Annotated in this window: 2 protein-coding genes; one reads left to right on the top strand and one right to left on the bottom strand. The window is 74.9% G+C overall.

What is annotated here, in order from left to right; genetic code table 11:
- Positions 1–257, bottom strand: a 257-nt coding sequence (locus EBN88_RS29610) for a Tm-1-like ATP-binding domain-containing protein (protein WP_199742538.1), incomplete at its 3' end; no start/stop codon positions are given.
- 168 nt (positions 258–425) lie between these two features.
- Here EBN88_RS29610 and EBN88_RS29605 point away from each other — a divergent pair.
- Entirely contained in the window at positions 426–1679 is a 1254-nt protein-coding gene (locus EBN88_RS29605) for a S8 family peptidase (RefSeq protein WP_233581123.1), read from the top strand.
- Positions 1680–2258: the final 579 nt, after the last annotated feature.

Here is a 2258-nt window from a genome sequence, read left to right as displayed (position 1 = left end):
ACCACGGCGGCGCCTTCGGCCATCGCCGCCATCGCCGCGCCCCGGTCGCCCGCCGCGCGCAGCGCGGCCAGGTCAGTGCCGGCCGCCTCGGCGACCTCGCCGGCCGGCACGTCGGCCGCCGCGCCGGTCGCCGCGTCCGAGAACGTGCCGACGTCCACCGTCGGGACCTCGACGCCGTGCGCGCGCACCCGTTCCACGAGCCACGCGTACTCGGCTCCCTTGGTGTCCAGCGTGCCGATCAACACGACCGTGGCCATGCGTTCCGCCTCCCGCTCCCCGTCGAGCCGTCCGTTCCCCCAAGTCTGCTCACCTCGCCCCAACTCCATGGCTGGAAGGCGGGGTTGCCGTTTCGGTGGACGGAGCGGGAGGCTGGCCCCCTCCCGTGTGGTTGTCATGACTGCGCCATGAATTTCGTGAGGAGTCCCGTGAAGGCAGTGAAGAGCCTCGCCACGCTCGCCGCCCTGCTCGGCCTCGCCGCCGCCGGCACCCTGCCGGCCGCCGAGGCGCGCGCCGCCGCGCCCCCGACCGGCACCGTTGTCAACGCCCACGCCCCGAACACCGTTGGCGACAGCTACCTGGTCGTCCTCGCGGACGGCGAGCGCGCCCCCGACCCCGCGCTGCCCGAGCGCCACGGCGCGCGGGTGCTCGACACCTACCGGGACGCGCTGCGCGGCTACCATGTGCGCGCCACGCCGGAACAGGCCGCGCGGCTCGCCGGCGACCCGGCCGTCGCGCTCGTCGAACGGAACACCGCCGTCGAGGCGTCCGAACCGTCCTCGTGGGGCGAACCGTCCCCGGGGGCCGAACCGTCCCCGGGCTCCGAGGCGTTGCGACCCGCCGGGGTGCAACCCGACCCGCCGTCCTGCGGGTTGGACCGGATCGACCAGCCCGACCTCCCGCTCGACGGCCAGTACCGCTACCCGGACTCGGCCGGCGAGGGCGTCGCCGTCTATGTGGTGGACACCGGAATCCACTACACACACCGGGACTTCGGCGGCCGGGCCGAGCCCGGCTTCGACGCGTCCGGCGGCGACGGCTCCGACGGCAACGGCCACGGCACGCACATCGCCGGAACGGTCGGCGGCGAGGCGCACGGGGTCGCGAAGCGGGCGACGCTGGTGTCGGTGAAGGTGCTCGACGACGGCGGCGCCGGCACCGTCGCCGACGTGGTGGCCGGCATCGACTGGCTGACCCGCGACGCCGAGGGCCGCCCGGCGGTCGCCGCGTTCGGCATCGGCGGCGGGCCCAGCCAGGTTCTCGACGACGCGCTGCGTCGGTCCATCGGCGCCGGCGTCACCTACGCCGTCGCGGCGGGCAACTCGGCGAGCGACGCGGGAGGTTACTCGCCCGGCCGGGTGCCGGAGGCCATCACCGCCGCCACCGCGAGCTGCGACGACCGGGCGGCGGCATCAAGCAACCACGGCCCGGCCGTGGACCTCTACGCGCCGGGCGTGGGCATCGTCTCCACCTGGCACACCTCCGACACCGCGACCGCGACGCTCTCCGGCTCCACCTCCGCCGCCGCGCATGTCGCGGGCGTGGCGGCGCTCCACCTCGCCGACGAGCCGACGGCCGCCCCGGCCGACGTCTGGACCGCGATCGAGGCGGCCGCCGTCCCGGACCGCCTGCGGGACGTTCCGCCGGGGACCGCCAACCTGCTGCTCCAGGTGGTCGGTTGACGCGGGGTGAACGGGGCGGGGGTGGGGGTGGGTGGGTGCCGGTTTCGTCTGCGGGCCGGTGGCCGGTGCGGGGCAGCTCGACTGGTCGCCGTCGGTCGACGAGACGCGCCACGGGAGCGGAAGGCTCTGGCGCGGGCTACGACGCGCGGCTTACATGGCGGGTGGGTCGGCCGGGTGCGGGCGTAACGAATGGCTGTGTTGGGCTGGCTGGGAAGGGGGGCGCGGCTTCCGGGGGGTTGGGTTTGTTGCCGAACGGGGATCAGCCCTGGCGGCCGTGCCTTCTGGGCGCGGGGACTGCGGCGTTCTTTGAGGGTCGGTTGGTGGGTGGGGGCGTGCGTGGCGCGCACCGGCTTCGCCGGCCTGCCCCGGCATGTCGTCCGTCTCGAAGTGTTGCGGAGCGTCGGACTTATCAAGGGGCCGGTAGCCGTGGATCTGACCAGGTGGGGTTGTGGCGTGTTCGGCCAACGACCACGCTGCCGCGCGAACAACGCCTGCCGTCTTGGTAGTCCGCGCGCCGTCGACTCCCGAAGGCGGGCGCGCCGGGGGGTGGGGGGACCTTTTTCTAGGTGCCCGTTTGGA

Origin of the sequence: Streptomyces triticirhizae (genome assembly GCF_003696235.1) — a bacterium.
Taxonomy (GTDB): domain Bacteria; phylum Actinomycetota; class Actinomycetes; order Streptomycetales; family Streptomycetaceae; genus Streptomyces; species Streptomyces triticirhizae.
This window is presented reverse-complemented; position numbering and strand designations above follow the sequence as displayed.